The sequence below is a fragment of the Amycolatopsis sp. PS_44_ISF1 genome (assembly GCF_032335455.1).
Taxonomy (GTDB): Bacteria; Actinomycetota; Actinomycetes; order Mycobacteriales; family Pseudonocardiaceae; genus Amycolatopsis.
Genome location: NZ_JANUXO010000002.1, coordinates 199,012 through 221,636, shown reverse-complemented (window position 1 = coordinate 221,636; position 22,625 = coordinate 199,012). Strand labels below are relative to the sequence as shown.

26 protein-coding genes are annotated in these 22,625 nt (G+C 72.3%); 14 read left to right on the top strand and 12 right to left on the bottom strand.

The genetic code is table 11. The annotated features are described in order from the left end of the window. Positions 1-6 precede the first annotated feature (6 nt). Genes NYF13_RS15810 through NYF13_RS15775 form a run of 8 tightly spaced genes read left to right on the top strand, consistent with a single transcriptional unit; the run spans position 7 to position 7,366 of the window. Complete coding sequence (locus tag NYF13_RS15810; protein ID WP_315657602.1) at positions 7-366, top strand: cupin domain-containing protein; 360 nt, start codon at positions 7-9, stop codon at positions 364-366. Next, positions 363-1,619: a cytochrome P450 gene (locus NYF13_RS15805; protein ID WP_315657601.1), complete on the top strand. Its 1,257-nt coding sequence runs from the start codon at positions 363-365 to the stop codon at positions 1,617-1,619. The genes NYF13_RS15810 and NYF13_RS15805 overlap by 4 nt, the downstream gene beginning before the upstream one ends. Further along, the gene (locus tag NYF13_RS15800; protein WP_315657599.1) at positions 1,616-2,740 is read left to right on the top strand and encodes an FAD-dependent oxidoreductase; all 1,125 of its coding nucleotides are present in this window, start codon (positions 1,616-1,618) and stop codon (positions 2,738-2,740) included. The genes NYF13_RS15805 and NYF13_RS15800 overlap by 4 nt, the downstream gene beginning before the upstream one ends. Positions 2,741-2,762: 22 nt before the next feature. After that, positions 2,763-3,416 carry a serine O-acetyltransferase EpsC gene (epsC, locus tag NYF13_RS15795; RefSeq protein WP_315660328.1) on the top strand — a complete coding sequence of 218 codons (654 nt, stop codon included), beginning with the start codon at positions 2,763-2,765 and terminating at the stop codon, positions 3,414-3,416. After that, positions 3,413-5,044, top strand: a complete 1,632-nt coding sequence (locus NYF13_RS15790; protein WP_315657598.1) for a class I tRNA ligase family protein — start codon at positions 3,413-3,415, stop codon at positions 5,042-5,044. Before epsC ends, NYF13_RS15790 begins: the two co-directional genes overlap by 4 nt. A gap of 4 nt (positions 5,045-5,048) precedes the next feature. Next, positions 5,049-6,203, top strand: a complete 1,155-nt coding sequence (locus NYF13_RS15785) for a hypothetical protein (RefSeq protein WP_315657596.1) — start codon at positions 5,049-5,051, stop codon at positions 6,201-6,203. Continuing rightward, complete coding sequence (locus NYF13_RS15780; protein ID WP_315657594.1) at positions 6,175-6,915, top strand: hypothetical protein; 741 nt, start codon at positions 6,175-6,177, stop codon at positions 6,913-6,915. The genes NYF13_RS15785 and NYF13_RS15780 overlap by 29 nt, the downstream gene beginning before the upstream one ends. Positions 6,916-6,955: 40 nt before the next feature. Then, complete coding sequence (locus tag NYF13_RS15775; protein ID WP_315657592.1) at positions 6,956-7,366, top strand: hypothetical protein; 411 nt, start codon at positions 6,956-6,958, stop codon at positions 7,364-7,366. Between the two features lie 19 nt (positions 7,367-7,385). Here the strand turns inward: NYF13_RS15775 and NYF13_RS15770 are convergent, their stop codons facing one another. Next, positions 7,386-8,666, bottom strand: coding sequence for an amino acid permease (locus tag NYF13_RS15770; RefSeq protein WP_315657590.1), 1,281 nt, complete (start codon positions 8,664-8,666; stop codon positions 7,386-7,388). Positions 8,667-8,755: 89 nt separating this feature from the next. On the opposite strand from NYF13_RS15770, the gene NYF13_RS15765 reads away from it, so the two are divergent. Together NYF13_RS15765 and NYF13_RS15760 are read left to right on the top strand one after the other, a co-directional pair. Beyond that, on the top strand, positions 8,756-9,295 hold the full coding sequence (locus tag NYF13_RS15765; RefSeq protein WP_315657587.1) for a CGNR zinc finger domain-containing protein: 540 nt from the start codon (positions 8,756-8,758) through the stop codon (positions 9,293-9,295). Beyond that, positions 9,292-9,675 carry a hypothetical protein gene (locus NYF13_RS15760; protein ID WP_315657585.1) on the top strand — a complete coding sequence of 128 codons (384 nt, stop codon included), beginning with the start codon at positions 9,292-9,294 and terminating at the stop codon, positions 9,673-9,675. The genes NYF13_RS15765 and NYF13_RS15760 overlap by 4 nt, the downstream gene beginning before the upstream one ends. Positions 9,676-9,873: 198 nt before the next feature. On the opposite strand, the gene NYF13_RS15755 is transcribed toward NYF13_RS15760, so the two are convergent. The 3 genes from NYF13_RS15755 to NYF13_RS15745 all read right to left on the bottom strand — a co-directional run bounded on the left by NYF13_RS15755 (position 9,874) and on the right by NYF13_RS15745 (position 13,041). Then, positions 9,874-10,539: a TetR/AcrR family transcriptional regulator gene (locus NYF13_RS15755; protein ID WP_315657584.1), complete on the bottom strand. Its 666-nt coding sequence runs from the start codon at positions 10,537-10,539 to the stop codon at positions 9,874-9,876. A 72-nt stretch (positions 10,540-10,611) separates the two neighbouring features. Then, positions 10,612-11,949: a lipase family protein gene (locus NYF13_RS15750; RefSeq protein WP_315657582.1), complete on the bottom strand. Its 1,338-nt coding sequence runs from the start codon at positions 11,947-11,949 to the stop codon at positions 10,612-10,614. A 228-nt stretch (positions 11,950-12,177) separates the two neighbouring features. Beyond that, positions 12,178-13,041 carry an alpha/beta fold hydrolase gene (locus tag NYF13_RS15745; protein ID WP_315657580.1) on the bottom strand — a complete coding sequence of 288 codons (864 nt, stop codon included), beginning with the start codon at positions 13,039-13,041 and terminating at the stop codon, positions 12,178-12,180. A 117-nt stretch (positions 13,042-13,158) separates the two neighbouring features. Between NYF13_RS15745 and NYF13_RS15740 the strand changes: the two genes are divergently transcribed. Continuing rightward, positions 13,159-14,283: a helix-turn-helix domain-containing protein gene (locus NYF13_RS15740; protein ID WP_315657578.1), complete on the top strand. Its 1,125-nt coding sequence runs from the start codon at positions 13,159-13,161 to the stop codon at positions 14,281-14,283. 195 nt (positions 14,284-14,478) lie between these two features. Then, the gene (locus NYF13_RS15735) at positions 14,479-15,708 is read left to right on the top strand and encodes an FAD-dependent monooxygenase (protein ID WP_315657575.1); all 1,230 of its coding nucleotides are present in this window, start codon (positions 14,479-14,481) and stop codon (positions 15,706-15,708) included. A 131-nt stretch (positions 15,709-15,839) separates the two neighbouring features. Here the strand turns inward: NYF13_RS15735 and NYF13_RS15730 are convergent, their stop codons facing one another. Genes NYF13_RS15730 through NYF13_RS15720 form a run of 3 tightly spaced genes read right to left on the bottom strand, consistent with a single transcriptional unit; the run spans position 15,840 to position 17,108 of the window. Next, positions 15,840-16,466, bottom strand: a complete 627-nt coding sequence (locus tag NYF13_RS15730) for a hypothetical protein (RefSeq protein WP_315657573.1) — start codon at positions 16,464-16,466, stop codon at positions 15,840-15,842. Beyond that, positions 16,466-16,789, bottom strand: coding sequence for a hypothetical protein (locus tag NYF13_RS15725; RefSeq protein WP_315657571.1), 324 nt, complete (start codon positions 16,787-16,789; stop codon positions 16,466-16,468). The genes NYF13_RS15730 and NYF13_RS15725 overlap by 1 nt, the downstream gene beginning before the upstream one ends. A 16-nt stretch (positions 16,790-16,805) precedes the next feature. Then, positions 16,806-17,108, bottom strand: coding sequence for a hypothetical protein (locus tag NYF13_RS15720; RefSeq protein ID WP_315657569.1), 303 nt, complete (start codon positions 17,106-17,108; stop codon positions 16,806-16,808). A gap of 96 nt (positions 17,109-17,204) precedes the next feature. Between NYF13_RS15720 and NYF13_RS15715 the strand changes: the two genes are divergently transcribed. Together NYF13_RS15715 and NYF13_RS15710 are read left to right on the top strand one after the other, a co-directional pair. Continuing rightward, positions 17,205-17,747, top strand: coding sequence for a hypothetical protein (locus NYF13_RS15715; RefSeq protein ID WP_315657566.1), 543 nt, complete (start codon positions 17,205-17,207; stop codon positions 17,745-17,747). A gap of 9 nt (positions 17,748-17,756) precedes the next feature. Further along, positions 17,757-18,974, top strand: a complete 1,218-nt coding sequence (locus tag NYF13_RS15710; protein WP_315657565.1) for a serine/threonine protein kinase — start codon at positions 17,757-17,759, stop codon at positions 18,972-18,974. A 210-nt stretch (positions 18,975-19,184) separates the two neighbouring features. Here NYF13_RS15710 and NYF13_RS15705 read toward each other — a convergent pair whose 3' ends face one another. The 5 genes from NYF13_RS15705 to NYF13_RS15685 all read right to left on the bottom strand — a co-directional run bounded on the left by NYF13_RS15705 (position 19,185) and on the right by NYF13_RS15685 (position 22,609). Beyond that, positions 19,185-20,111, bottom strand: a complete 927-nt coding sequence (locus NYF13_RS15705; protein ID WP_315657563.1) for an oxidoreductase — start codon at positions 20,109-20,111, stop codon at positions 19,185-19,187. A gap of 39 nt (positions 20,112-20,150) precedes the next feature. Next, positions 20,151-20,741 (bottom strand): TetR/AcrR family transcriptional regulator, encoded by a 591-nt coding sequence (locus tag NYF13_RS15700; RefSeq protein ID WP_315657560.1) that lies wholly within the window; start codon positions 20,739-20,741, stop codon positions 20,151-20,153. Between the two features lie 156 nt (positions 20,742-20,897). Further along, positions 20,898-21,080, bottom strand: a complete 183-nt coding sequence (locus tag NYF13_RS15695) for a hypothetical protein (RefSeq protein ID WP_315657558.1) — start codon at positions 21,078-21,080, stop codon at positions 20,898-20,900. Between the two features lie 30 nt (positions 21,081-21,110). Beyond that, positions 21,111-21,767 carry an NAD(P)-binding domain-containing protein gene (locus NYF13_RS15690; RefSeq protein WP_315657557.1) on the bottom strand — a complete coding sequence of 219 codons (657 nt, stop codon included), beginning with the start codon at positions 21,765-21,767 and terminating at the stop codon, positions 21,111-21,113. Between the two features lie 101 nt (positions 21,768-21,868). Beyond that, positions 21,869-22,609, bottom strand: coding sequence for a glucose 1-dehydrogenase (locus NYF13_RS15685; RefSeq protein ID WP_315657556.1), 741 nt, complete (start codon positions 22,607-22,609; stop codon positions 21,869-21,871). Positions 22,610-22,625 lie beyond the last annotated feature (16 nt).

Sequence of the window (22,625 nt, the reverse complement as noted above, 5' to 3'; positions counted from 1 at the left end):
GCGCCCGTGCTCGTCGACCAAGGGGCCGTGACCGGCCTGACCTACCAGAACGACTACAACGTGCACGCCCAGCGGCTCACGCGGCTGCGGAACGAACCCTACGAAGGCGGTGCCTGGGTCCGCGTCGACCCCGGCGACACGATGACCGAGCACGTCAACCCCGGCGGGGAGACCGAGATCTTCTACTTCTTCGAGGGCACGGGACGGATGACGGTCGCCGGGGAGACCACCGTCGTGGCCGCCGGGGACACCGTGCTCGTCCCGCCGGGTGCGCGGCACCTGCTGACCAACCACGGCGGGACACCCCTGTTGTGCCTCGCGCTCTGGTGGGGCGGGGAAACCCATCTCCAGGAGGGAACCGCATGAGCGCGGCGACGAACGACCTCGACGACCTGCTCGCCCCGGAGCTGATCCCCAACCCCTACGCCGTCTACGACCGGTGGCGCGCGGACGACCCGGTGTACTGGAACGCCCACCTCGACGCGTGGCTGGTGCTCGGTCACGACGACGTGCACCAGGCCCTCGGCGACCACGGGCTGATCTCCTCCGACCGCACGGTGGCCTTCACCTCGCATCTGTCCGAGCCGGAGAAGGAGCACTTTTCGCTGTGGATCGAGATGCGCAAGCGGATGCTGCTCTACAACGACCCGCCCCGGCACACGATGCTGCGCCGGCCGGTGCACAAGGGCATGACGGTGCGGCTGGCCAACGCGATGCGGCCGAAGATCGAGCAGATCACCGGGGAGCTGATCGACGGGTTCGCCGAGCGCGGCGAGTTCGACGGCATCGCCGACTTCGGCTCGCGCATCCCGGTGATCGTCAACTCCGAGCTGATCGGCATCCCCGCCGAGGACCGCGACCGGGTCAAGAACTGGACCTCGGACTTCATCAGCGCGATCAACGCCGGCGGCGCGAACATCGCCAGCAGCGCGCTGGAACGCGGGCAGACGGCGGTCGCGGGGATGCGCGAGTACTTCCCGCGGCTGGCCGAGCGCAAGCGCTCCGAACCGGCCGAAGACCTGCTCTCGGCGCTGGTGGCGCAGCGGGCCGAGGGCAGCGAGGCGCTGTCGGAGGACGACGATCTCGTCGCCACCTGCATCGTCCTGCTGTTCGCCGGGCTGGAGACCGCGCTCAACCTGATCGGGAACGGGTTGCTGGCGCTGTTGCAGAATCCGCAGCAGCTCGAGCTGCTGCGGGGTGATCCGTCCCTGCTGCCGGGTGCGGTCGAGGAGATCCTGCGGTACGACGGCCCGCTGCACCTGGTCGGGCGGCGGGCAACGCGCGACTTCACCCTGCGCGGCAAGGACATCGCGAAGGACGACAAGGTCCTGCTGATGCTCGGTGCGGCGAACCGGGACGGCGCCGCGTTCCCGGACCCGCACCGGCTGGACATCACGCGTCCGGCGCGGCAGCACGTCGCGTTCGGCTACGGGGTGCACTACTGCCCCGGCGCGGAGTTGTCCCGGATCATCGGGGAGACCGCGTTCGGCACGGTGCTGCGCAGGCTGCCGGACCTCGCGCTGGCGGACGGGCCGCTGAGCTGGCAGCCGAACCTGTCCTTCCGCGGGCTGACCACGTTGCCGCTGCGGTTCACCCCGGTCCCGCGAGAGCGTTCGTGACCACGGCGGACGTGCTCGTCGCCGGGGCGGGCGTGGTGGGCGCGAGCATCGCCTTCCACCTGGCCGGCCGCGGCGTTCGCGTGGTGGTGTGCGACGAGGGTGGCGGCCGGGGCGCCACCGCGTGGTCGGCCGGGCAGGTGCGCCTGGCCCACAGCGACCCGGCCGACGCCCGGCTCGCCGCGCTCAGCCTGCCCGTGTTCGAGCGGTGGGCCGAGGCGGTGGGCGGGGACTGCGGGTTCCGCGCCACCGGCTTCGCGCTGCTGGTCGACGAGGACCGTCGCGAGGCGGCCGTGACGACGGTGAAGGAGCTGGACGCCTTGGGGGCCGAGGCGGTGCTGCTCACTCCGGAGGAGTACGCGCGGCGGCGGCCGGGGCTGCGTACGGACGGGGTCGCCGCGGTGCTGTTCGAGCCGCGGTCGGGTTACGCGGATCCCGGGGCGACCACCCGGTCGTTGCTGGAGCGCGCCGCCGCGCTCGGTGCGGAAGTCCGCACGGGGGCCCGGATCGACCGGCTGATCGTCCGCGGGGGCGCGGTGCGGGGCGGCCGCGTCGGGGACGAGGTCGTCTCCGCGGCGGAGGTGGTCCTCGCGGCCAACACCGGCGGACCGGCCCTGCTCGAGGGCACCGGCGTCGAGGTACCGCTGACCACTGCGCGGATCGGCTGGGCCGCGGTGCAGGCCGCGGACCTGCCGCAGGTGGACGTGACCATCGACGACACGATCGGCACCTACTTCCGGCCGTGGCGTGAGCGTGGCGTGCTCTACCGGGTGCCGATGGGCGACCGCACCGGCGGCCCGGCCGGACCGGAACTGCTGGACCACGCCCGATCCCTGGTGGCACAACGGGTTCCGGTGCTGGCCGGGCACCACGCCACGACCTCGGGCGCGGCGCTGGAGACCCACACGCCCGACGGCAAGCCGGTGTTCGGCCGGGCGGGGGTACCCGGTCTCTACCTCGCCCTGGGACCTTCGGGCGGCGGATTCAAGTCCGCGCCCGCGGTGGGCCGGGCGGTGGCCGCCGAACTGGACGGTGCCGGCCCGGCCGGTGAGCTCGAGCCGTACCGGCTCGCCCGCTTCACCGGGGCACCGCGCCGGGCGGTCCGCCACTACCGGCACATGTGAAGCAGAAAGGAGGGCCGCGGTGATGAACTTCCCCGGCAAAGCGACGCTGACGCGGGCCCGCGAGGACATCCAGGTCGTCCGCGCGAAGGACCCGGCCGTGACCTCTACCTTCGAGGTCCTGCTCTACCCGCACCTGCACGCGCTGTGGCTGCACCGGCTCGCGCACCGCTGCTACCGCAGGCGGCGGTTCGCCCCGGCGCGCGCGATCGCGCTGTTCGCGCGCGTCGTTTCCGGCGGCATCGACATCCACCCCGGCGCCCGCATCGGCCGCCGCTTCTTCATCGACCACGGGGCGGGCGTGGTGATCGGGGAGACGGTGGAGATCGGCGACGACGTGATGCTCTACCACCTGGTCACCCTCGGCTCGGTGGGCTGGTGGCGGGACTTCGCGCGCGCCAAGGGGGCCAAGCGCCACCCCACGCTCGGCGACGGCGTGGTTCTCGGCACCGCGGCCACGGTCCTCGGCCCGGTCGTGATCGGCTCCGACAGCCGGATCGGCGCCCACGCCGTGGTCCTGCGCTCGCTGCCCGCGCGGACGCGGATCGGGCCCGGGTGCGTCGTGTCCGCGGGCGAAGAGGCGCCGGCGGCGGCCACCGGGAACGGAACCGCTCCCCGCTCGTCCACCGACGAGGTTTCCCCCGACGACGCGGACGCCCACGAGGAGGCATGGAAGTGACCACGACGACCGGCCGGGTGCTGATCACCTGCGCACCCCCCAACCCCAACGGAGACCTGCACCTGGGCCATCTCTCCGGGCCGTTCTTCGGTGCGGACGTGCTGCGCCGCCACCTGGTCTCCCGCGGGGCCGAGGTCAGCTACGTCAGCTACACCGACGACCACTCGTGCTACCTGCCGCGCCGCGCGGCGGAGATCGGCCGCACCCCGCACGAGACGGCGTTGCACTACACCCGCCGGATCGAGCAGTCGCTCGCGCTCGCCGGGATGCTGCCTGACTACTACGAGCACCCGCATCGCGAGACCCGGCACGACCAGGTCGTGCGACGCGAGTTCCTCAAGCTGTGGGAAGCGGGGATGGTCGAGGAGCAGGAGTTGCCGACGGCCTACTGCGAGCAGTGCGCGGTCTTCCGGTACGAGGCCCAGCTACGCGGCAACTGCCGGTTCTGCGCCTCGCCCTCGGACGGCACCTACTGCGAGGAGTGCGGGCTGCCCCAGGACATCGGCGGCCTGAACGAGGCGAAGTGCACCACTTGCTGGAACCCGGTGACCACGCGGCTGTCCCGGCGCCTGGTGTTCCCGCTCGCCCGCTGGGCGAGCCGGCTTTCGGCGCTGTACGCGCACCAGCCGTGGCGGCGCAGGGTGCTGGACTACTGCGAGAAGATGGTCGCGGCGGGGCTGCCGGACACCCCGATCAGCCGGATCGACCCGTACGGCATCGAGGTGCCGCTCCCCGGCTGGGAGGGGCACATCCTCGACACCTGGTTCAGTGGCATCTTCGGCTACCTCGCCGCGACCGAGGCGCACGCCGCCGCGCTCGGCGACCCCGGGCTGGCCGAGCGGTCGTGGACCGACCCGGACACCACGCTGGTGCACTTCATCGGCTTCGACTGCTCGTTCTCCCACGCCGTGCTGTGGCCGGCGCTGCTGATGGCGCTGGACCGGCCGGTGCTGCCGCGGCACGTGATCTCCAACGAGTTCTACGCACTGGAGGGCGGCAAGTTCTCCACCAGCCGCGGCTGGGCGATCTGGGCCTCGGACTTCCTGCGCGAGGTGCCCGCGGATGCGGCGCGGTTCCACCTCGCGCTGACCAATCCGGCGACCGAGCGCACCGACTTCCGCCGCGCCGAGTTCGACCACACCGTCCGTACCGTGCTCGGCGAACACCTCGACGGCTGGGCGGGCGCGGTGCTGGACGGTCTCGCGGCCCAGTGCGATTCGGTGCTGCCGGAGGAGCGGGCGGCGGCCCCGCGCGAACGCGCGGCTGCGCTCGCGGCGGCGGTGGCCGAGGCGCTGGACCCGGCGGTGTTCCTGCCGCGCTCGGCGGCGTCCGCAGTCGCCGAATCCGTGGCGTGGGCCGCCGGTGAGCTGAAGGCCGCGCTCGCCGCCGAAGGCGCAGAGCCGCGCGCCGTGCTGGGCGGGCACGCCGAACTGCTGGCCACGGTCGCCGCGGTGGCCGCGCCGCTGCTGCCGAACTGGTCCCGGCGGGTGGCGGGGCTGTTCGAGCTGCCGGTCACGGGCTGGGACGAACTGCCGGTGTGGCCCGAAGACGGCGTGGTGGCCCTGCCCGGCGGACAGCGGATCGGCACGGCCTACCCGAGGGTGTTCGCCACGCGGTCCGCGGCCTGAGCCGGTGGCGGGCGAGAGCGGTCCCGGCGCGGCGGTCGCGCTGGCCGGTGGGGTGGTCGGGGTCGGGGCGCTGTTCCTGCCCTGGCTCACCGTCGCCGGGCACGGCCGGATTTCCGTGCTGGCGTGGTGCTTCCACATCGTGGTGGGTGCGATGCTGGTGCTCGCGCTCGGCGCGCGCGGTGCCGCGGCAGGGCCCGCGCGCACCGGGCCGCTCGCCGTGGCCCGGTGTGCCGTGCCGCGTTACTACCTGCTCGGCGTGACCGTCGGGCAGGCCGTGGTGGCGTCGGTGGCGGGCGGGTTCCTGGCCATCGCCGCCGGGCGGGCCGGTGCTTGGCCGATGTTCGCGCTGGCGGTGCTGGTCGTGGCCGGCCTCGTCGGCACCACCGGCCGCCGGGGACCCTCGTGGGCCGGGCCGGGGCTGTCCGCCGCGATCGTGGTGGTGGCGGCGCTCACGATCACCGGCGGGGTCGAGCCGGGCCGGGATCTCGTTTCCGGAGCGGGGAAGGCGGCCTTCATCATGCTGTTCGCCTTCGTCGGCTGGGAAGGCGCCGCCCGGCTGCGCGGGGTCCACCCGGGCTGGCTGGCGGCCGGTGCGGGTCTGACCGGCCTCGTGTACGTCGGCTTGGCCCTGTCCGCCGGAGGAAACCCCGCTGGAGAAACCACCGCCGGGACCCTGCCCTTCGTCATCGCCCCGCTCACCTCCGGCGGATTCGGGCGGAGCGTCGCCGCAGTGGCCGGCCTGCTCTGCGCGATCGCCTGCGCCCGCAACCTGGCTCTGGTGAACGAGCTGGCGCGCAAGGAGTTCACCTGGCTTCACCGTCCGTTGTGGACATCCGGCGTCGCCGCCGTGATCGCCGGAGCCGGGGTGGTGCTGCTGCACGCGGGCCGGCTGCGGCTGGAAGACCTGCTGAGCGTGCCCGATGCGATGGCACTCGCGGTGTTCCTCACCGCGGCCGCCGGCGTCCTGTGGGAAGGGCACGGCGCCGCCAGGTGCGCCGCCGGTGCCGCTCTGCTGGGCTACGCGATGCTGATCCCGTTCGCGGGACTCGCGCTCGTCTGGCCGGTTGCGGTGCTGCTCGCCACCGCCCTGATCCCATCCCGTCCGACCCCGTTCCGGAGGAGGAATTCCGATGCCCCTGATCAGTTCCGGAGCCTATGACCGGTTCAGCGCCACGGCGAGCGGTCCCGCGGCCACCGAATACGGCCTGGACGACGTGCAGTCCTTCGCGGTTCTGCGCGAGGTCACCCGGCCCCTGCAACCGGTGCCGCTGTCGTTCGCCGCGACGGCCGAGCCGGTCGGGCTCGACCTCACCGAGGTGCACCTCACCAGCGGGTGCCGCGTGATGCTGCGCCGCGTCGGCGATCCCGAGCTGCCGCTGCACGTGCTGGCGTGGTGGTGGGACCTCGGTGGCGGCGGTCCCCACGTGGTCGGCGCGCGCGATGCCGCCGATGAGCCCCGGTGGTCGCTGGAGGTGGCGGCGGACGGCACCCGGACCGGCACCACCGAACTTCCGCTGGTGCCGCCCCGCCGGCTCGTCGGCGGTGTCGCCGTGCGGGTGATCCTGTGGCAGACGACACCGGCGGTCCCCGCCGCGCGGATCACCGGGGAGGTCGAGGAAGCCATGCGGCACACCAAGCTCAACGGAATGCTCGACCTGCTGCGCGACCGGTCCGGCACGTCGATGCACACCGTCGGGCTGGTCCGCGAGGCCGCCACCGCGCTCGGCGGGGAGATCGCCCCGGTGCTGCGCGGGCTGTGCACCGACTACCTGGACTTCTACGAGGGCCTCTACCCCGTCGCGGAGCTGACCGCGCGGGAGTGGACGGTGCCGGGGTTCCACAGTGGACTGCGGATTCGCCGCACCGGCTGAGGCCGCCCGGGTCCGGCGCGGGAAACACCGAGGAGCAGCTGTGCGCTTTGCCAACTTGCGCGCCGAGGGCCGCAGCCACGTCGTGGTCAATACCGTGGACGCCACCGCCGGCGGCTGGAAGCAGCTGGCCGTGGCGGTCTGCGGGGAGGGAACCGGGCTGTTCGCCCACCGCCTCGCGGTGCTGTCCCACCGGGGCCGGGGCACCTTCGACCTGCGGTGCTTCCGGCCGGACGGCTCGGCCGGGGAGCCGGACGTGCCGCTGCTGGCGTGCGCCGCCCGGGCGGTCCAGCGTCGTTACGGCTACCGGCGCACGCTCCTGCGTTCCTCCGGCCGCGTCCACCTCGCCGAGCTCACCGGGGATTCGGTGTCCGTGCGGCCGTGGCCGGAGGACGCGCCGCCCGGCGTGCCGGTGCCGGTGACGTACCTCTTCGACGGTGAGCTCCTCCCCTGACCGCTCACCCGTCGACCGCTCACCCCTTGACGCGGTCGAATTCCGCGCGCCGGCCGGCCGGGCGCACGCGTTTGAGGTAGACCAGCGTGATCAGCCCGACCCCGGCCGGGATCAGCAGCGCCCAGCCCGCGAACGGCAGCAGCGCGAGGCACAACACGGCCGCGACCACGGCGAGCACGCGCCGCGCGCCGGTGAGCAGCTTGACCCCCGCGGCCATCGCGGAGATGTAGGTGAGGATCACCAGGGCGTTGGGCACCACGAGGATCTGCTCCGGCCCCCAACCCGCCAGGTAGCTGGCCAGCAGGCACACCCCGGTGTATCCGCCGACCACGAGCACCGACGGCAGCGGCACGCTGCGCCGGTTGACCGAGCCGAGGAGTTTCGGGGCGACGCCGTCGCGCGCCAGCGCGTACCCGAGCCGCGAAGTCGCCGCGACGAAGGCGTTCGCGGTGCCGAGGGCGATGAACAAGGCGATCGCGGCGGCGGTGACGCCCGCGGCACGGCCCAGCGAATCTCCGAGCAGGCGGGCGATCACGGTGCGGTTGACCTCGTCGCTGCCGAAGGTACCGGTGCCGACGGTGACCACGACCACGCCCGCGAACAGCGCGGTGATCAGGCCGACGGCGATGATCGTGCTGCGCGGGACGTCGCGGGCCGGGTCGCGGAACTCCTCGCTGAGATGGGTGATCGCCTCCCAGCCGAAGAAGGCGAAGAAGACCAGGACCGCCGCGCGGCCGATCGCGCCGACGCCGTGCGGGGCGAACGGCGTCCAGTGCGCGGCGGTCATGTGCGGCACCGCGACCACGATCGCGAGGACCAGCAGCAGCGCCACGGCGGCGCTGAACAGCAACTGCAACCGGCCGCTGACCTTCAGCCCGCGGGCGTTCGACGCGGTCGCGATGACGAGGATGACCGCCGCCAGCCCGAACACCTCGCCGCGGCCCAGGCCGAGGTAGGGACCGGCGTAGTAGGCGCCGGTGAGCGCCACGGCCGTCTGCGCGGTGGCCGCGCCGACGAAGTAGAACCAGCCGACGATGGCGCCGGTCGTCTCGCCGAACGCGCGCGCGGCGTAGGTGGCAGCCCCGCCCGCGTCCGGGATCCGGCTGGCCATCCCGGCGAAGGTGAGCGCGAGCGGGATGCCGAGGACCGAGTTGAACGTCCACGCGACCAGCGCCGCGGGACCCGCCACGGTGGCGCTGGCCCCGGGCAGGATCAGCACTCCCGCACCGATCACCGCGCCGAGGTACAGCGCGACCCCCTGGGGGAGCGAGATCGTGCGGCTCAGCTGCTGATCGGCCATCCGGCCCTCCTCGTCCCCTCCGCCCGCGGCGCCACTCGGTCGAGGACACTTACTAACGCTTTTAGAGGGTGTTGCTCTATCGTAGAGGGATGCCGTCGATCCTGGAAGAGCCCCCCGAGGTGAAGCTGGTCCACGACTTCGTCAACACCCTGGACCTGCGCACCTTCCGCTACCGCGGGCACTCGCGCGGCGGCGGGGACGTGTTGTCCGAGCCTGCGGGCTTCGAGGCGTGGCTCGGGGAACGTGGTCTCGGCCAGAGCCGGGTCGTCGAGGCCGACCTGGTGCTCGCCCGCGCCACCAGGGCCTCGCTGCGGGCCTCGATCACCGGTGAGGGCACCGATCCCGGGACATCCCGGCTCGTCGGGGTGAGGCTGGCGGCCGGCGAGCCGCCCCGGCTGGTGCCGGTCGAGGCGGGCATCGCGGGAGCGCTGGGGAAGATAGTGGTCGCCTCGGCGGTGGTCGCGCAGCAGGGCCTGTGGCCCCGGCTCAAGCAGTGCCCGGCCGAGGATTGCGGGTGGATCTTCTACGACCGCACGAAACCGGGCCGGGGCCGCTGGTGCGATCCCGCGTTGTGCGGGAACCGGATGAAGACCCGGGCCTACCGCGCCCGTCGCGCCACCACCGGATGAGGTCCCGCGACGGCGTCGTCGGGTCCGCGGCCCCCGGTGCGCCCGCACTCCCGGCGCAGATCAGCATCCATGCGTTCACCACCTCTCACGCCGACGACGTGGCCACCCTGGTCGAGCTGGGTGAGCTTCGCATCGACGACGCCCTTTCGGGTGAATTGCTGCTGGGCGTGGTCGACCACCGGGTCGTCGCGGTCCTCACCGGCGACGGAACACTGGTGACCCACCCGTTCCATCCCGCGGCGGACACGTGCGAACTCCTGCGTTTGCGCGCCCGGCAGTGCGGCCGCCCGCTGAGCCCGGACGAGCGCACGCCAGGGCGGAACCGGCCTGCGCTGTGGCGGAAATGGCGCGAGTGGTACCGCCGCGGCCGGGTCGGCTGACTGGCGGGTTTCCGGCTCTGCGTCGACGGATTCGATCTCGCCGACCGGCCGCCCGGGATCGAGGAAGACCGGATCGGCAAACCGTTCCGGCCGCCGGTGACCTCGCCGAGCCGCGGCGCCCGGCCCCCCTCACCTTGGGACACAAGCCATCCGGCTGGTGCCGTGCGCCGGGTTCGGGTGCCGGACCGGGCGTGCCGGTCAGGCGGGGATGTCGCGGTGGCCGAAGAGTCCGAGCAGCCAGGTGTAGCGGATGGCTTCGCGGGTTTGGGTGTACACGGCGTCGGTGCCGTGCCAGATGGCCTGGGTGAGCAGCTCGATGGTGGCGGCGATGACGGTGCGCGCGGTGAACGACGGGGGCGTGGCCAGGGTGGGGTCGGTGGTGCGCAGCCAGTCGGCGGTCCGGTTGAACACCGCTTCCCCGCGGCGCAGGGTGCGTTCCCGGGCTTCGAGGCCCGCGTCGCCGAGGGCGTGGATTTCCAGCAGCGCGGCGCGAACGGCCGTGGGGTGGCGGTGCACGTAGCCGACGAGCTGGTCGGCGCACGCGGTGACCGCTTCCAGCGGGGTCGGTGCGGCCAGGGCCACGGCGACGCCTTGGTCGATGAACTCCGTGGTCAGCACGTCGTAAGCGGCGAGGAAGGCGTCCTGCTTGCCGGCGAACTGCTCGTAGAACGACGTGCGGGACACCCCGGCCGCAGTGGTGATGTGGCCGACGGTGGTGTTCGCGTAGCCGCGCTCGCCGACCTTGGCCAGCACCGCCTCGACCAGCCGGGCGCGCTGGGCGCCGGCCACCTGTTCGCGGCTCAGGCTGTGGGGTCCCTTCGGCAGCCGGTGTCCGTCCGGGCGGGTGTGGTCGTGCGCTCTCACGGCGGCACCGTACCGCGCCGGAGGAAGCGGAAAGCCACCGTGCCCGGGCCGGGCACGGTGGCTTTGCCCCGGTCAGCCCGCCGGCGGAACGAGTTGCTCGGGGGCGAGGGAGTTGCCCGGCGCGATCTGCCCGCAGCTGGACGGGGCCGCGTGGCCCGCGAACCGGTCGACGAGCCAGCCGATCGCCGACGGCGCCCACGCCGCGGCGCCCCCGACGTGGCCGAGCAGGTCGTACTGCTCGTACTTGATCGAGTGGTTGCCCGTCGCGCAGTACTGCCGCGCCAGGGTCCGCAGGTCACCGGCCACCATCACGCCGTCGCCGGTGCCGATGCCCGGCGGGTGGGCGACGGTGCCCTCCAGGAACCCGGCGTTGCCCTGGGCGAGGAACCCGGGGACCGACGGCGTGGCGGCCGAGCCGAGGTTGACCTTGTTGACCGCTTCGACGAACGGCGGCACGGAGTCGGGGTTCCCGTACTGCGGTTTGACGAGCTGCTTCCAGGTCAAGCCGGGATAGTGGCCCACGGCGCCGATGATCGAGGCGTGTTCCACCTCGCTCAGCACCTTCAGGCCGTAGTCGTTCGCATACGGCTTCAGGTCGATGCCGTAGCTGCGGGAGACACCGACCAGCGCCATCGGGACGACGCCCGACCAGATGGGACTGCCGTCGACGTACCTGAGGTTGTGCGCGGGGTCGACGAGGACGCCGCCTTCGGTGAACCCGACCAGGTGCTGGTTGACCTCGGGCGCGTACCCCGGGGCCAGTGCCGCCGCCCAGCCGGTGGCGATGGCGCCGCCCGAATAGCCGATGAGGCCGAACCGGGTGTCACCGGTCAGGCCGGTGGCCGGCGACTTCGTCGCGGCCCGGATCGAGTCGAGGGTGGTGATGCCGTACTCCGGCCCGGCCGCGAAATCGGCGGTCGGCCCTTCGGTGTCGGGAATGACCACGTTGTAGCCCAGCAGGAGGGCGGGCACCAGCACCAGGGCCTCGGCGTTGGGCAGCAGTCCGCCCAGGGTCACGTCGCCGGCGATCGCCCGGGACGGCGAATCCGCGGGATCGAGCGAGTCGTAGGCCGACTGGTACGACACCGCCTTGGTGGTGTCCCCCTGGGGACTGCGCACCACCGAGGTGACGTTGGCGGTGGGGCGGCCCAGCGCGTCGGTGGTCCGGTAGAGCAACTGGGTGGCGCGCACCGGGGTCGCGATGCCGAGGACGTGGTAGCTCAGCGTCCGGGTCTTCAGCACGGTCCCCGGCGCGAAGGACGACAACGGCTCGCCGCCGTCGTAGGAGTAGAAGGAATCGGTGGCCGGAGTGGGTACGGCCGCCGCGGCGGCCGTACCCACTCCGGCCGCGGCGAGCGTCAATGCGAGCGCGGCCGCGGTGGCCAGCAGGCGAACAGGCTTACGGGTCATGTCTCCCCTTCCAGTTCGTGAAGTGGATCACACTGTGACCCGAGAAAGCTACCAGCCAGTAAGTGTTATGTACAAGTCCGTACATCATTCGGTTTCCGAAATTTTTAACGCCTCTGCGCGAACCGGAAGCGCTCGCTTGGAGAACCAGATCGGGTCGGCGAAGCCGGATCGGCAAAGAAATGTTCGGCGATGGTGCGGCGTCGGCTGATCGCGCAGGCGCCGGAGAGCTCACAGCGGGGCGCCCGCCGGGGCACAGAAAGGGAGCGGGCCGGTGTGCTCCGGGTCGAGGGCCTTGCGGATCATGTACCAGACGTTGAGGTCGTAGGCCTCGCCGATGTGCCCGACCGAGTCCTTCGGGCAGAGGTCCTGGACGTACTGGTTCTTCACTCCCGGCTCGCGAACGAACGAGGTCTCGGTCGGGGTGACCAGTTCGTCGCTGCGTGAGGTGATGATCGTGTAGTCGATGCCGGGCCGGGCGACGGGACCGGTGCTCAGCGCGACGACCGCCGGGCCGCCCTCCACCAGGTCGGCCCCGACCGGCAGGCCGATCGCTCGGGCGATCCGCTCGAAGGTGTCCCGGCCGACCACCTTCAGGGCCAGCGAGAGCAGACCGGCCAGGGTCGTGCCGTGCGTCGGCGGCGCGAGCGCGACCACCTTGCCGATCTCGAGCTGGATGCCCGCCAGCTTGGCCAGATAAAGGGAAAGGAAGGCGCCCTCGGAGTGGCCGGCGACGTCCACCTTCGCCGCGCCGGTGGCCGCGCGGACCTTCTCGACGAAGTTCTTCACTTCCAGCGACGAGTCGGCGATCGCCTTCAGGCCGCCGACGAAGGGGAAGTTCGGGTAGGCGCCGTAGGTGGTCGAGAATGTGCAGTAGCCGCGGTTCGCCAGGTCGCCCTGCAGGAAATTGAGGTCTTCGTAGAACGTCGCGCCCAGGCCGTGAAGCAGCACGACCGGCTCGGGGTGCGCGGCGCTCGGCCGGCAGGCGAAGTCGTTGAGGCCGCCGGAGGCGGCCTGGGCCGGTGCCGTCAGGCCCAAGGTGAGGGTGGCCACCAAGGTGACACCGGTCAACCACCGTTTCGTCGTGCTCCTCATTGGTTAACTCCTTTCAAGCTGTTGGTTTGCACAGCATGGCGCCTCACGCCCAACGCTGTCTCCTGGCAGAACCGGTAGAAACTTGCCGCGGCCGTTTGTGCGTGGTGACAATGGGGCATGGACCCGGCGATCGAACTGCTGCCGCGGGCCGGCGAGATCGCCGCCGCGATGATCGCCCGGTGCGCCGCCGAGATCACCGCGTACCGGCTGCTGCCGGCGACCGTGCTGGAAGGCGATCTGGTCGCCAATGCGACCGCGGTGCTCGAGCTGTTCCTCACCACGGTCGCCGAGGACCGGCGGCCGACCGAGGACGAACTCGCGCTGCCGATCGCCTGGGGCGCGGAGCGGGCCCGGGACGGCCTGCCGCTCGAAGCCGTCCTGAAGATCTACCCGCTCGCCGCCGAAGTGGCGTGGGAGCAGGCCGCGCCGATCGGCGACCCGGTGGCGCTGGGCACGCGGATGCTCGCCTTCCTGGGCGAGGTCATGCCGCGCGTCGCCGAGGCGTACCTGCGGGAGCGCGAGGACCTGGACTGGGAGCAGCGCGAGGACCGCCAGAACCTCGCCGCCAGCCTGCTCGCCGACCGGCCGGCGCGCCGCCGGGAACTGGCGGACCGCTACGACGTCGTCGTGTTCCACCTCCCGGTGCTGCCCGCTTCGTCGGGAAACCGGGCGTCCACGGACGTCTTCCGGGCCATCCGGTCCGATCTGGACGGTCAGCCGGGGGTGCTGGTGACGGTCAAGGGCGACGGCGGCGTGCTCCTGGTGCCGGCCACGGTGCCGGCCGGCGCGGTGGCGGCCCGGGTGGACCGCGTCTGCGGCCGCCACTGCGTCGCGGCGGCGGCCCGCGCCGAGACGCACGCCGACATTCCCGCCGCGCACGCCGAAGCGGTGGAAGTCCTGGCCCTGGCGGAGGACCTGCGCCGGCCGGCCCGGCTCTACCGGCTCGCCGACCTGGCCGTCGAGTACCAGCTCGCCCGGCCGGGACCGGCGCGGGAAGCGCTCGCCGCGGTACTGGCGCCCCTCGAAGACCACCCCCACCTGATCGACGCCCTGCGGGCATTCGTGACGTCGGGCTACAACCGCGGCGAAGCGGCGACGGCGCTGAACATCCATCGCAACACGCTGACCTACCGCCTGGGCCGGATCCAGCTGATCACCGGCTTCGACGCGACGCGGCCCGCGGACGCCCGCCACCTGGCCGCCACGGTGACGGCGTACGACACCGCGCACCGGAACGCGTGAGGTCCGCCGGGAACGGTGCTCGGACCGAGGGCGGATGCGGTGCAGCGCTTCGGAAGTCTTCTCTCCGACGGTACCTGGCCACGGTGGACACCGGGCCGCAGACCAATCAGGACAGTGGGATCTCCACCGACGATCGGGGTCGCGGTTTCGCGGTAGGATCCGGGCCGTTGTCCGGACGGGTGGGCAGGGGGCACGGTGAGCGGTATCAGGGTGCTGGTGGCGGGGGCGAGCGTCGCGGGGCCGGCGCTGGCGCACTGGCTGCGCCGGCGGGGGGCCGAGGTGACCGTGGTGGAACGGGCCAGCGAGTTGCGGGCCGGTGGACAGGCGGTGGACGCGCGCGGGGTGGCCAAGGAGGTCATCCGGCGGATGGGGCTGGACGCGGCGGTCCGCGCGGCCCGCACCGACACCGCCGGCGCGCACACCGTGGACGTGGACGGGAAGGTGCTGGAGACCTTCCGCGCGGAGGACGACGGCGGCGACGGGTTCATCGCGGAGATCGAGGTCCTGCGCGGGGACCTGTCCCGGGTGCTCTACGGCGACACCCGGGGCGGTGTCGAATACGTCTTCGGCGACCGGATCGCCGCGCTCACCCAGGACGCGGACGGGGTCGACGTGACCTTCGCGGGGGGTGACCGGCGGCGCTTCGATCTGGTGGTCGGGGCGGACGGGCTGCACTCGGCGCTGCGCGAGATGGTCTTCGGGCCGCGGCAGCGGTTCGTCCGCCACCTCGGGCTCGTGCTGGCCTTCTACAGCGTGCCCAACGAATTCGGGCTGGACCGCTGGCTGATCGACTACCAGGATCAGGAGACCGGCCGCTCCGCCGGTCTGCGGCCCGTCCCCGACGCCACCCGGGCGATGGCCGTGTTCTCCTTCCCCGCGGCCGATCCCGACGTCGACCACCGTGATGTCGGAGCCCAGAAACGGTTGCTGCGCGAACGGATGGCCGGCCTGGGCTGGCTGACCCCGCGCATTCTCGCGCACCTGGAGGACACCCCGGACTTCTACCTCGACCAGGTCGCGCAGGTGGTGATGGACCGCTGGTCGAACGGGCGGGTGGGGCTGCTCGGAGACGCGGCGTTCAGCTCGTCCCCGATGTCCGGCGGGGGCACCGGGCTGGCCCTGGTCGGCGCCTACCTGCTGGCCGGCGAGCTGGCCGCCGCCGGATGGGACCCGGAAGCCGGATTCGCCGGCTACGAAGCGCGGATGCGCTCGTTCGTCGAAGCCAACCAGGAGATCGGCCGACTGCACGTGCACAGCCGCGACGTCCCCCAGCCCGACGCCGAACCGAGCCCCGATTTCGAGAGCGAGTGGTTCGCCGCGCTGATCGACCGCGCGATCAACGGACCCGAACTGCCCGGCTACGCCGGGGTGCCGGACTCCGGGCCCGCGGCCGGACCGCCGATCACTCCGTCAGCCACGCCGTAGGCCGGCCCGGCAACCGTCCCCTCGGCGGCACGAGCGCGGGTCGACGGTTAGCGGCCTCTCGCCCGATTACTGAGCTGGGTCCAACTCATCGGTGCCTGTACCGGCTCTTCACGAACCGGTACAGGCACCGCTCACCGACAAGCCGCCAGGTGCATCGCTTCGAGGTAGCCCCAGCGGCCGGACGCCGGGGCGTAGCCGAGGATCCAGGCCGTCGGAGCGTGCGCTCCGCAGTGCGCGGTGGTGATGCGGAATTCGTCGCCGTCGCGGACGTTGCCGATGACGAACGACTGCGGCGCACTGCGTAGTGAGCCGGCGCTGGTCGCGTGGATCGAAGCCACCGAGTCGCCGTCGTGCGCCGGCTGGAACGGGATCGGGACCACCGCGTCGTGGCTGTCCAGCCCGTGCAGCTCCGGGATGCGGGCGCCGTGGACGTCCTCGGCGTAGCCGGGGTCGAGGCAACTGGTGCGCATGAAGCCCCAGTGGATGCCCGCGTCGGAACGGGCGTAGTCGAGGACGAGCGCGTAATCGTTGACGGTGTAGCGCACCCCGACGCGGTAGGGCGCCCCGTCCGCCGCGGTGCGGGCCTTCGTCCAGTGCCGGTCCGGCACGCCGGGCTTCGGGTAGTTCTCCTGGACCGGGCAGGACGCCTGGGTCAGCGTGGCCGACGTCGTGTAATGCGTGTCGTCCGCCGCCTGCGCGGCCGGGGCCGCGGTGACCAGACCGGCCGCGAGCGCGGTGACGACGAGCGCGGCGCGCATCAGTCCTGCGGTCCGGTGCAGACGTAGTCGTGGTCGACGTAGCCGTCGATGCGGCCGTGCTGTTGGGCGGCGGGGCCGTCGAGCACGGCCGGGGCGTAGCCCTTGATCCAGCCGCCCGGTGTGGTCGGTTCGAGGCGGTGGAAGGTCTGGCTGTGGAAGATGGTGCCGACGATCTCACCGACCGGCTGCGAGCGGACGTAGGTGTCCTGGGCGTGGCAGACGTAGAGGACGTCCTCGCTGGCCAGCGCGGCCGGGGCGGTGAGCAGCGTCGCGGCCAGCCCGGTGGCGACAGCGGCGGCGGTGATCAGGTTGGTGCGGGTCATGACGGGGTCCCTTCGATCAGCCGAGGCAGGCGCGAGTCGTGAAGTACCACTGGTCGACGTGGAAGACCACGACCCCGCGGGGTCCTTCGAACGGGCTCTTGATCCGGCGGTTCATGGTGGCGCCGCGGGCCGCGGTGTCGGCCTGCTCGCCGTAGAACTTGTCGTTGGCCTGGTCGTAGTTGGCGTAGTAGTGCGCGAGGTCGCAGTGCACGGCGACCGGTTCGGTGATGGCTTCGGCCGAAGCCGCCGGAAGGGGACCCAGCAGCCCGAGCCCGGTCGCGATCGCGGCGGTACCGCCGAGGATACGTCGTAACGTCATCTTGCATGCCTCCCTGAGTTATCTTTGATGACGCTCTGACCGTAAGACGTGTCATCGCAAATAGCAAGGTATGACTTCTACGGCTACAGTGGTCGCGTGACACCGGAGGGCCGCGCGCCGCGGCGGGAGTACTACGGCCTCGCCGAGATCGCCGACGCCCTCGGGCTCGCCCGTCAACTGGTCACCGTGTGGCGCCGCCGACGCAGTCACGGCATCCCCGACCCGACCTGCGAGCTCGCCTCCGGTCCGATCTGGCGGGGCGCCGAGATCGAGCCCTGGATCGACCGGATGCGCACCGAACGAAGCGCCGGCGACGTGGAGCCGCTGACCCCGGACCTGGCCCTGCGTCTCGCCCGGCGCACGCTGCGACTGCTCGCGCTCGTCCTGGAACCGAACCCCCGGCCACAGCTTCTGGCCCAGGCCGTCGCCGCGGTCCGGGATCTGCGGCCGGGCGTCGAGGCCACCGGGCCCGACGAGCCCGGACGGCTGGCCCGGACGGTGCTCGCCGCCACCGGCCCGGCAACCGACGGCGGCCCGGACGCCGTTCGCCGACGGCTCGTCGAAGCCCTGCCCGCGATCGCCGAATTGATCACGACGGCGAATTCCGGCTCGGCAGACGAAATCCCGCCGAGCGGATAGCCTTCCCCCGTGCCCGCATCGCCGCACCCCGAGATCACCGGCTACCGCCTCGACCGCGAACTCGGCCGAGGCGGCACCGGAGTGGTGTATGCCGCCACCCGCCTGGCCGACGGGTGCGAAGTCGCGCTGAAGGTCCTGCGCCCGCAACTGGCCGCCGACCCGGGATACGGCGAGCGCCTGCGCGCCGAGGCGGACCGCGCGAGCCGGGTCGAGCACCCGGGCGTGGTGCGGATCCTCGAGGTCGACCCGGCGGCCGGGACCTGGCTGGCCATGGACCGGATCGACGGGCCCGATCTGCAACGACGCCTCGACTGCGGGCCGCTCGACCCGGCCACGGCGGTGGCCGTCCTGCGGCAGGTGGCGGACGCGGTCGCGGCCCTGCACGCCGCCGGCCTCGTCCACCGCGACCTCAAACCGGCCAACGTGCTGCTCACCGACGCACCCGGCGGCCCGCGAGCACACGTCACCGACTTCGGCGTCGCCACGGCCGGCGCGACGGTCGAAGGAACGTTCGGCAACTCCCCCGGTTCCCTTCCGCCGGAAGAATGGCTGCACACCTTCGGCCCCCACGGCGACCACCCGGCGGACCTCGTCGGCACCGTGACCTACATGGCACCCGAGCAGTGGCGCGGCGAGCCGTCGACCCCGCGCACCGACATCTATGCGCTGGGCGGGCTCACCTACGCCGCGTTGACCGGACGCTGCCCCTACCCGCAGCCCACCCTCACCGAGCTCGCCCTCGCCGTGGCGATGGAACCGCCGCCCGCCCCGAGCGCGGCCGGTGCGCCCAGCAGCTTCGACCACGTGGTGAAGCGGGCCATGGCCAAGGATGCCGCCCACCGCTTTGCCGACGTCCCCGAATTCATCGAAGCGCTCACCGCGGCCGGCGACGGCAAGGCGATCGTTCTCGCTTCACCCCGCCGATCCCGCCGCTGGTGGATCGCGGGCGGCGTCGGGCTGCTCGCCGCGGCGGCGGTCGGCGGCTACGCCCTGTCGCGCCCGGCGCCGGCGCCGTCCACCACGGTGACCAGATCGGAATGCGCGCAATCGGCCACGCTTCGCGACCAGCCCGGTGGCCGGGGCCGGCAGATCGGCGTGGTGCGCCAGGGCGAAGTCGTCACGCTCGACCACCACGAGGATTCCGGGCCCTGGTCCTACATCCACGCCCCCGACGGCCACAGTGGCTGGACTCTCAACGAATACCTGCGGACGAACTGCGAGAACTGACCGGGATCTTCGGTACCGCGAGTCCGCACGGGCACGACACAGCGCCACTCGCCCACGCCGGTCGAGCACCGTACGCCAGTTCACGATCGAGGCTGCAACCGGGAAAGCCGAGCCACGACCTCGTGGCGGGTGGCGTCGCTGTCGGTCGTCGGCGGGCGGCCGGGTGCGCGGTGTCTGACCCGGCGCTCCACCGAGGCGTGAGGGTTTTGGCTATTCGGCCGCCGCCGGGTTCGTGGCGGGGCGGGTGAGCGCGGCCGCCGGGAAGGTGGTGCGGGTCAGCTGTTCGGACAGCTCCCACAGGCGTGCGGCGGTCTCGGGGTCCCGGGCCTTCTTGGAGCGCCCGATGAGTTCCGCGCCGCCGCGCATGTGCAGCAGATGCCGCGGGCCGGTGAAGCTGTCTGCGGGCAGATCGGCCGTGGCGGCGTGGAGAACGGGCAGTGCGCCGGCCTCGGGTGCCTGCGCGAGCAGGCGGAGCAGGAGGCGGGCGAGGACGCCGGTCGAGCCCGCGGTCATGGAGCTGACCACGAAGCCGGGGTGGGCGGCCATGGCCAGCACCGGCGATCCGGCCGCGGTGAGGCGCCGCTGCAGTTCGGCGGTGAACAGCAGGTTGGCGAGCTTGGTCGCGTTGTAGACGCGCTGGCCGTGGTAGGTGCCGCGGGCGTGGTGGAGGTCGTCGAGATCCAGCCGCGCGGCGCGTTCGGCCTGGGAGGCCAGGGTGACGACCCGGCCGCGGACGCGGGGCAGCAGCAGGTTGGTCAGCGCGAAGTGGCCCAGGTGGTTGGTGCCCATTTGCAGCTCGAACCCGTCGCGGGTGTGCCGGCGCGTGCTGCTCGACACGCCGGCGTTGTTGATGAGCAGATCGATCGGGCCGGTCCAGGTCTGGGCGAAGGCCCGGACGGAGGCCAGATCGGCCAGGTCCAGGGACCGGACCTCGGTGCAGCCGGGCCGGGCGGCTTCGGCGGCTCGCCGTCCGGGATCCGCTTCGCCCTTATCGACGTCTCGGACCGCGTACACGACGTGAGCGCCGAAGGAGGCCAGCGCGGCCGCTGTGGCCGCGCCGATACCACTGCTGGCACCGGTGACGACCGCGACCCGGCCGGCCAGGGAACGGGAAGAGGGTTGTGAGAGTGCGACCATGAACCCCAAAGTAGTCATCGACTACAAAGTAGTCAATGACTACTTTTGAGCGTCCGCCACGCCGAACAGCGATCCGGCGTCCTCGATCAGCACACCGACCTGCGCTTCGCCGATCCGGCCGGTCCCGGCCAGGGAGGCGATACCGTGCAGGGTCGCGGCCAGGAGCAGCTGCAATCGGCTGCGGTCCGGGATCCGGACCGCCGAGTCCGGGGCGACCTGCTGCAGCAGTGACCCGGTGACGGCGAAGAAGCGTTCGGCCGCCCCGGCGACGTCCGCGGCGGCTTCGTGGTTCTTGGCCGAGAACATCAGGTTCATCAGCGCCGCGTCGCCCCGGGCGAAATCGACGTAGGAGCGGGCCACGGCGCGGAACACCGCGTCCGCGCCGCCACCGGACCGGTTCACGCTCTCGGTGATCGTCGCCGTGAGCTCGGTGAAACCCTGTTCGGCCAGGGCGAGCAGCAACTGCTGGCGGTCCGGGAAGTGCCGGCGCGGCGCGGCGTGGCTCACCCCCACGTCCCGGGCCAGCTGCCGCAGCGACACCCCCTCCTCGCCGGTCTCGCGCAACGTCACGCGGGCCCGCTCGAGCAGTTCCGCGCGCAGGTTGCCGTGGTGGAAAGGCCTCGATGGCATCGGTCCATCTTAGACAACCCCACCGGCAGGCGTCACGGATCAGCGGTGAGCCGGTGACCACGACGGTGGCGGTATGAGCGCGGTCCAGGCACAGCACGATCGTGCGCGGTGCCGGGCCGGATGCGCCGCAGCAGCACAGGGCCGGGCCTAGTTCCGTTACTGAGACTTCGTGGCGTCGAACTTCTTCAGCTCTTGCGCGGTGAAGTAGTTCTGGGTCGCGCCGCCGATTCGGACGAGGTATTTTCCGGTTTTCTCGTCCAGGTGGACAACCGTTCCGACGTTTCCCTTCATGATCTGGGCCGTGATCTGGACTGTGTCGCCGATGGCAAATTCAGACATGGATCGATCCTAGTGGGTTCGGGGGATGGTTTACGGTCTCGTGCCGGGTCGAGCCCGGGCCAAGTTGCGGACGAGGTCCTCGCGGCGTTGGCCCGTGTCGTGGAACTGCCACATCACCGTGCCGGGCGCGGACCGCCAGGATTCGCTCAGCGGGCTGTTGTCGACCGTGTCGAAACCGAAGGCGTCGTACAGGCGCGTCACCAGTTCGACGGCTTCGGGATGATTGCTGGACACGGCCAAGGCGAGACGGGCCGGGTCGTCCGCATTTTTGGCCAATCGGAACAGGTTCGGTGCCTGGAGGTGGGTGAACGCCTTGGCCAGCTTCGACTTCGGCAGCTGCGCCTGGCGCAGCTCGTGCTCGGTCTGCTCGCCCGAGTCCACCACGGGGTGATGGCCGTCGCGCCAGGCCATGTAGTTGTTCGTGTCCAGCACGATCTTCCCGGCGAGTTCGTCGACCGGGAGATCGTCGTCCGGCCGGTACGGGAAGGCGATGATCGCGAAGTCGGCGGCCGCGGCCGCCTCGGCGACCGGCGCCGCCCGCGCGGATGGGCCGAGCTCGTCGACGAGCGCGGTCAGGGTCTCCGGGCCGCGTGAGTTGGCGAGCACCACGTCGTGGCCGTGCGCGACGGCGGCGCGGGCGAGCTGGCTGCCGACCTCGCCGGCGCCGAGGATGCCGATTGTCGCCATGGGTGGAACTCCGGTCTGTTGGTGGTGGGGGCGTGTGGGTCAAGGATGGGAACCAAGCCGCGATCCGACGCGGACGGACGTACAAGCGAGCGGAGAGCGCCTCAGACCTGCGCCAGCCCGCCGTCGACCGGGAGGTCGGCGCCACGGACGAACGTGCTCTGGGGCGAGGCGAGGAAGAGCACGGCGGAGGCGACGTCGTCCGGCACGCCGACCCGGTGGGCGGGCAGGTCGGCCGCGAACTTCGCCCGTGTCTCGTCGGCGCGGACGCCGAAGACCTCGTCGAACATCGCGGTGTCGATGGGGCCGGGCGAGACGGTGTTGACCCGGATGCCCCGGGCGCCGAGCTCGCGCGCCCAGGTGCGGGCGTAGGCCCGGACCGCCGCCTTGGTGGCACCGTAGGCCCCCATCCGATCGACTCCGGTCACGGCCGCGGTCGAGCCGGTGAGGATCACCGAGGCGCCTTCGTTGAGCAGCGGGAGGGCCTTCTGCACGGTGAGGACGGTGCCCTTGACGTTGATGTCGAAGATGTCGTCGTGGTCGGCCTCGGTGAGGTCCTCCAGCCGGGCGAGACTGTTGATGGCCGCGTTGGCGAACAGCACGTCCAGCCCCTGGCCGCGCTCGCGGACCCGGTCGTAGAGGCGATCCAGGTCGGCGGCGACGCGGACGTCGCCCGGCACCGCCGTGGCGTCGCCGATCCGGGCCACCGCCTTCGCGAGTTCGGCCTCCCGGCGTCCGGTGACGAAGACGTGCGCTCCCTGCTCGGCGAGCCGTTCCGCCGTCCGCAAGCCGATCCCGGCGCTCCCGCCGGTCACCACCGCCGTTTTCCCGTCGAACTGACCCATTGCCGATGACCTCCGC

Bases quoted from the DNA above. Each gene is read 5' to 3' on its own strand.
- NYF13_RS15805 (WP_315657601.1), top strand. From the start codon at position 363: ATGAGCGCGGCGACGAACGACCTCGACGACCTGCTCGCCCCGGAGCTG.
- NYF13_RS15685 (WP_315657556.1), bottom strand. From the start codon at position 22,609: ATGGGTCAGTTCGACGGGAAAACGGCGGTGGTGACCGGCGGGAGCGCC.
- NYF13_RS15700 (WP_315657560.1), bottom strand. From the start codon at position 20,741: ATGCCATCGAGGCCTTTCCACCACGGCAACCTGCGCGCGGAACTGCTC.
- epsC (WP_315660328.1), top strand. From the start codon at position 2,763: ATGAACTTCCCCGGCAAAGCGACGCTGACGCGGGCCCGCGAGGACATC.
- NYF13_RS15760 (WP_315657585.1), top strand. From the start codon at position 9,292: ATGAGGTCCCGCGACGGCGTCGTCGGGTCCGCGGCCCCCGGTGCGCCC.
- NYF13_RS15690 (WP_315657557.1), bottom strand. From the start codon at position 21,767: ATGGCGACAATCGGCATCCTCGGCGCCGGCGAGGTCGGCAGCCAGCTC.
- NYF13_RS15720 (WP_315657569.1), bottom strand. From the start codon at position 17,108: ATGACGTTACGACGTATCCTCGGCGGTACCGCCGCGATCGCGACCGGG.
- NYF13_RS15745 (WP_315657580.1), bottom strand. From the start codon at position 13,041: ATGAGGAGCACGACGAAACGGTGGTTGACCGGTGTCACCTTGGTGGCC.
- NYF13_RS15695 (WP_315657558.1), bottom strand. From the start codon at position 21,080: ATGTCTGAATTTGCCATCGGCGACACAGTCCAGATCACGGCCCAGATC.
- NYF13_RS15725 (WP_315657571.1), bottom strand. From the start codon at position 16,789: ATGACCCGCACCAACCTGATCACCGCCGCCGCTGTCGCCACCGGGCTG.
- NYF13_RS15730 (WP_315657573.1), bottom strand. From the start codon at position 16,466: ATGCGCGCCGCGCTCGTCGTCACCGCGCTCGCGGCCGGTCTGGTCACC.
- NYF13_RS15750 (WP_315657582.1), bottom strand. From the start codon at position 11,949: ATGACCCGTAAGCCTGTTCGCCTGCTGGCCACCGCGGCCGCGCTCGCA.
- NYF13_RS15740 (WP_315657578.1), top strand. From the start codon at position 13,159: ATGGACCCGGCGATCGAACTGCTGCCGCGGGCCGGCGAGATCGCCGCC.
- NYF13_RS15780 (WP_315657594.1), top strand. From the start codon at position 6,175: ATGCCCCTGATCAGTTCCGGAGCCTATGACCGGTTCAGCGCCACGGCG.
- NYF13_RS15770 (WP_315657590.1), bottom strand. From the start codon at position 8,666: ATGGCCGATCAGCAGCTGAGCCGCACGATCTCGCTCCCCCAGGGGGTC.
- NYF13_RS15765 (WP_315657587.1), top strand. From the start codon at position 8,756: ATGCCGTCGATCCTGGAAGAGCCCCCCGAGGTGAAGCTGGTCCACGAC.
- NYF13_RS15705 (WP_315657563.1), bottom strand. From the start codon at position 20,111: ATGGTCGCACTCTCACAACCCTCTTCCCGTTCCCTGGCCGGCCGGGTC.